Here is a 4,697-nt window from a genome sequence, read left to right on the forward strand (position 1 = left end):
AAAAAGGTGGGAAGGGGGGGGGAGGCGGGACGGAGGGGGGTTGGGGGGGGGGGGGGGAGGGGGAGCGGGGGGGGGGTGGGGCCCCGGGTCCTGGGGGGGGGGGGGTTTTGTTTGTGAGAGGAACCCCACCACCTTCGTCCTATCCGGCCATGCCCCACAGCATGCGGATCCATCCCGGGTATCGGTCGCTCTCCACCTCGTAGAGCTGCAGATCGAGCGGGACCCCGCCGCCGCTTCATGCTCCGAGCCGATCAGCGCGCGGCATCGACCTCGAGGCCCCAGCGCGCCGCGGTGGTGGCGGCGACGGTTCGGTTGGGCGCGTTCAGTTTCCGCAGGATGCGTTCGATATGGGTGGCAATGGTGGAGGGTTCGACGCCCAGGTCCGCGGCGATCCGGGCATTGGATCCGCCCGCCGGGAGCAGCGCGAGGACCTCGAGTTCGCGCAGGGTGAGCGCGTGCGGCGGGTCGATCCGGCGGTAGGCGACCCGGGTGCCACCGGAGCGGGCCGGGCGCATCCGGGTCCGGTAGACCACCCCGCCGACGAGCAGGAGATAGTCACGCGGACAACCGGATTCGGCCACCAGCCGCGCGAGCTGGAATCCCGCGGTACCGGGCGCGAACAACCCGGGCGCGGCGAACTCCGTCACCGCGTGCACGTCATTCCCTGGGCCGACGAGCACGACCGATTCCCCGGGATCGACCGCGGTCTCGGGACTGCGGCACGGATCGAGCGCCGCGCCGACCACGTCGGCGAGCAGGGCGAGCGCGGTGATCGACGACCGCGAGAACGGCACGCCCGCAGTGCCACTCATGTTCAGCATGCCCAGGTAGCGGCCGTCCACGCCGAACAACGGCTGGGTGAGGCCCTGCCGGTAGCCGAGCGGCACGATGACCCGTTCGAACACCGGCCCGGAGCGGGCCGTGGCCGGAACCTCAGCGAGTTCCAGCGGTACCCGCTCGTCGCGGAGACGGGTGAACATCGGATGCGAGTGCAGGCAGGTGTCGATGACCTCGAGCGCACCCGGCGGATAGCCGACACTGGCCGCGGTGCGATGCACCCCGGCGACCGGATCGAACCGTGTCAGCGCCGCCTGCTCGAAGGCGACGACCCGCGACAGCTCGAACAGCACCCGGCCCAGACCCGGCCGGTCCGGTGTCGCCGCCGCGATCGACGTCCGGACCCGCAGGGCGACGGCCGGGTCCAGACCCTCATCAGATGCGGCAACCATCCGGCCAGTATGACGCCGGTCACGATTCCCGCGGCCACGGGACGGTGTGCAGACAGCACCCGGACCGCTGAACCGCGTCCGTCGATCGACGGACGCCGCACCCGGCGCAGCGACCTACGTTCTGGCGCACCAGCACACAGCACCGGGAGGTTTCCGATGGATATCGCCGACTACGCGGCACACGACGCGACGGGTCTCGCCACCCTCATGCGGCAGGGACAGGCCGGGGCCGCCGAGGTCCAGGCCGCGGCAGCGGCCGCGATCGCCCAGGTCGATCCCCAGCTCGGGGCGGTCGTGGGCGAGGTGTTCGAGCGGCCGCTGGACTACGACCCGTCCGGTCCGTTCGCCGGCGTGCCGTTCGCGATCAAGGATCTGATCATCCACGCGGCGGGCGTGCCTCAGCGCAATGGCAGCCGGTTGTTCGGCGAGGGTGTGGCGCACCCCCACGACACCGCGCTGATGACCCGCTTCCGGCGCGCGGGCCTGGCCACCATGGCGGTGACCACCTCCCCCGAGCTCGGTTTCAACGCCACCACCGAAGCACGCGCCTACGGTGCGCCCACCCGCAATCCGTGGGATCCGGCGCGCAGCGCGGGCGGATCCAGCGGTGGCGCAGCCGCATTGGTGGCTGCCGGGGCGCTGCCGGTCGCGCACGCCAATGACGGCGGCGGATCCATCCGGATCCCGGCGGCGGTGTGCGGACTGGTCGGGCTGAAGCCGAGTCGCGGACGGGTCTCCGCCGCACCCGATTACGCCGATCCGCTGCTGGGAATGGGTGTGGAGTTCGCGGTCACCCGGACGGTGCGGGACTGCGCGGGCCTGCTCGACGCCGTGCACGGCAGCGAACCCGGGGACAAGTACCTGTTCCCCGCCGAACCGGCCGACTTCCGCACACTCATCACCCGGCCCGCGCCCGTGCTGCGCATCGCCGTGACCGCCGACCTGTCGCAGGCCGATCCGGACTGCGCGCGGGCGGTCGCGGACATCGCCCGCGAACTGGCCGACATGGGGCATCAGGTCGAACTGGCCGATCCCGCTGTCGATTACGAGGCGTTCCACCGCGCCAACCTCGACGCCTGGTGCAGTTTCCTCGCCCACGCCGTCAGCACCGCCGCGGCCGCGCTGGGCGTCACGCCGGGCGCCGATCACCTCGAGGCCACCACCCGCGCCTGTGTCGCCTACGGCGCCACCCGCACCGCGGCCGATCTGTACGCGGTCGAGTCGACCTTCAATACGGCTCGCCGCGCGGTGGCCCGGCTGCTCACCGACTACGACCTGTACCTCACCCCCACCACCGCGCGCCCGGCGCTGCCGCTCGGCCACCTCGACGCCGACGATCCGGCGCTGACCGCACCCGATTGGTATCGCAAGATCTTCGAATTCGGCTCGTACACCGCACTGTTCAATGCGACGGGCAACCCGGCCATCTCGCTGCCGCTGGGCCGATCGGCCTCGAACCTTCCGGTCGGCGTGCAGTTCGTCGCCGGCTACGGCCGGGAGGCCACCCTGCTCGCGATCGCCGCCGACCTGGAGCGCCGACTCCCCTGGCACCGGCAGCGCCCCGGGATCTACGCGCACTGATCCTGCGCCGAAAACCCTGCGACGACACGGCGGTGGGTTTGCGAGGATGGCGCGGTGACCGCGACCGCTCCCCCGATCTTCCACGGCGACTTCGAAGCCCACCTCACCGTGCGCGCGACCGATGCCGGACGCCTCGAACGGTACGCCGCCGCACACGGATTGAAGTTCGTGCACATCGTGCTGGAGCGCGGCCGCGTCATCGACCAGCCGATGCTCACCGTCCACGCCGCGGGATCGCTTCCCGCGGTTGCGAATTCGATAGCGGCACTGACCGCGCGGCTCGATGCTGCGGGATTCGAGGTGGTCCGCACCAAGATCGAGGCGACACCCTGGGCGGCAGGCGTGCCCGCCACCGATGACGCCGCCGTGGCACTGGGTGCCGGCTACTACTTCGAGCACCACATCAAGCTGCTGCTCACACCCGGCACCGAGGTGCGCACACTCGCCCGCCTCGCCACCGCCCACACCGCACACCTGTCCGCCAATGCCCGCCGCACCCGCCCCGACGGCCGCACCGAGCGGTTCGTCACCCAACGCTGCCGCCTGGTCGGCGACGCCACCGCCACCGCCCGCCACACCGCCCTACTGACCGCGCTGCACGCGAACAACTACGAAGTACTCTCCGCCGAACGTGAATTCGTCGTCCTCGACACCGACGAGTCGATCGACGCCGGCTGGATCACCGAGGGAGGGAATCGGCCATGACAGCCACCCTGTGGACCGCGCTGGGGCCCGGCCCGGCCGCCGCCATGCTCGCGGCCGGCCCGGAACTGTCGCCGGCATGGAAACTGCTGTGGCTCACCGACGACCGCTTCCCCGAGGGCAAGGACCTCTACGACGCCTTCCTGCTCGCCGAGCACTGCACGCCGACGCCGGAACTGCTCCGCGCGGTCACCCCGGACACCCGGTTCATCCAGGTGCGGCGCATCGCCATCGACGCCGACTGGGCCGAGTTCGCGAAGGACCGTCCGGACCTGGCAGACCAGCACGAGGCCTTCGCCCGGCGGCTGACCGAAGCCCTCGCGCCGGCCTTTCCCCCGGAGGAGGTCGGTGAGCAGCGCTGACGGGATTGCCGCTCATGTGCTGAATTTCTGTGACCGGTGGGCGGGGCGCGGCGGGACGTGTTACAAACCAAATCTGCGGTTTTAGCCGTGTTCGCCTGTACGAGAGAGACGCATCCGCATGACCGGTCCGGTCGAGTACTCGCTGTTCGGCGCGATCGAGGCGTGCGTCGACGGGACCCCGGCGGCCCTGGGCGGGCCGAAACAGCGGTGCGTGCTCGCCGTGCTGCTGGCCGAGCGTGGCACGGTCGTCAGTGTCGATCGGCTCGCCGACGCGCTGTGGTACGACGAGCCGCCTGCCAAGGGGCTGGTATCACTGCGGTCCTATGTCTCCAATCTCCGCCGGTGCCTGACGGCCGCTGACACCGATGCCCCGGTGACGCGCCTGGAGACCTTGCCGCTCGGCTATCGGCTGACTCTGCTGGGCGAGGATCGGCTCGACCTCGCCACCTTCGAACACCTCGTCGATGAAGGCCGTGCGGCGCTCGGCCGCGACGACGCGAAACTCGGGTTCGACACGCTGACCACCGCGTTGCGACTGTGGCGCGGCAGGCCTTTCGGCGAATTCGCCGATCACGAGTTCGCCCACGCGGAAGTGCTGCGGTATTCGGCGCTGCGCAGGCTCGCGATCGAGTCCCGATTCGATGCCGCGCTGCGGCTGGGCGGTGGCAGTGAACTGATACCCGAACTCGAGGCCGCCCTCGCGAACGACCCGGTGCACGAAAAGCTGTGGGGCCACCTGATGCTCGCGCTCTTCCGCACCGGACGCGGGCCCGACGCGGTGGGCGCCTTCGAGCGCGCCCGCGACACACTCGACCGCGAGGTG

Annotated in this window: 5 protein-coding genes; 4 read left to right on the top strand and 1 reads right to left on the bottom strand. The window is 71.0% G+C overall.

Features of this window, described 5'->3' with window-relative positions:
- Positions 1–251 precede the first annotated feature (251 nt).
- Positions 252–1,229 (bottom strand): LuxR C-terminal-related transcriptional regulator, encoded by a 978-nt coding sequence (locus ACFXN1_RS40415; RefSeq protein WP_379442555.1) that lies wholly within the window; start codon positions 1,227–1,229, stop codon positions 252–254.
- A gap of 156 nt (positions 1,230–1,385) precedes the next feature.
- On the opposite strand from ACFXN1_RS40415, the gene ACFXN1_RS40420 reads away from it, so the two are divergent.
- The 4 genes from ACFXN1_RS40420 to ACFXN1_RS40435 form a co-directional block, all read left to right on the top strand.
- Complete coding sequence (locus tag ACFXN1_RS40420) at positions 1,386–2,810, top strand: amidase (protein WP_379442553.1); 1,425 nt, start codon at positions 1,386–1,388, stop codon at positions 2,808–2,810.
- A 54-nt stretch (positions 2,811–2,864) separates the two neighbouring features.
- On the top strand, positions 2,865–3,515 hold the full coding sequence (locus ACFXN1_RS40425; protein ID WP_379442552.1) for a hypothetical protein: 651 nt from the start codon (positions 2,865–2,867) through the stop codon (positions 3,513–3,515).
- Entirely contained in the window at positions 3,512–3,874 is a 363-nt protein-coding gene (locus tag ACFXN1_RS40430; protein ID WP_379442550.1) for a hypothetical protein, read from the top strand. The genes ACFXN1_RS40425 and ACFXN1_RS40430 overlap by 4 nt, the downstream gene beginning before the upstream one ends.
- A gap of 118 nt (positions 3,875–3,992) precedes the next feature.
- Positions 3,993–4,697 (top strand): BTAD domain-containing putative transcriptional regulator (locus ACFXN1_RS40435; protein ID WP_379463862.1); only part of this gene is annotated, 705 nt, incomplete at its 3' end.

The organism is Nocardia sp. NPDC059154 (assembly GCF_042755705.1).
Taxonomy (GTDB): domain Bacteria; phylum Actinomycetota; class Actinomycetes; order Mycobacteriales; family Mycobacteriaceae; genus Nocardia.

Coding starts and splice junctions, on each gene's coding strand:
- ACFXN1_RS40415 (WP_379442555.1), bottom strand. CDS start 1,229: ATGGTTGCCGCATCTGATGAGGGTCTGGACCCGGCCGTCGCCCTGCGG.
- ACFXN1_RS40420 (WP_379442553.1), top strand. CDS start 1,386: ATGGATATCGCCGACTACGCGGCACACGACGCGACGGGTCTCGCCACC.
- ACFXN1_RS40430 (WP_379442550.1), top strand. CDS start 3,512: ATGACAGCCACCCTGTGGACCGCGCTGGGGCCCGGCCCGGCCGCCGCC.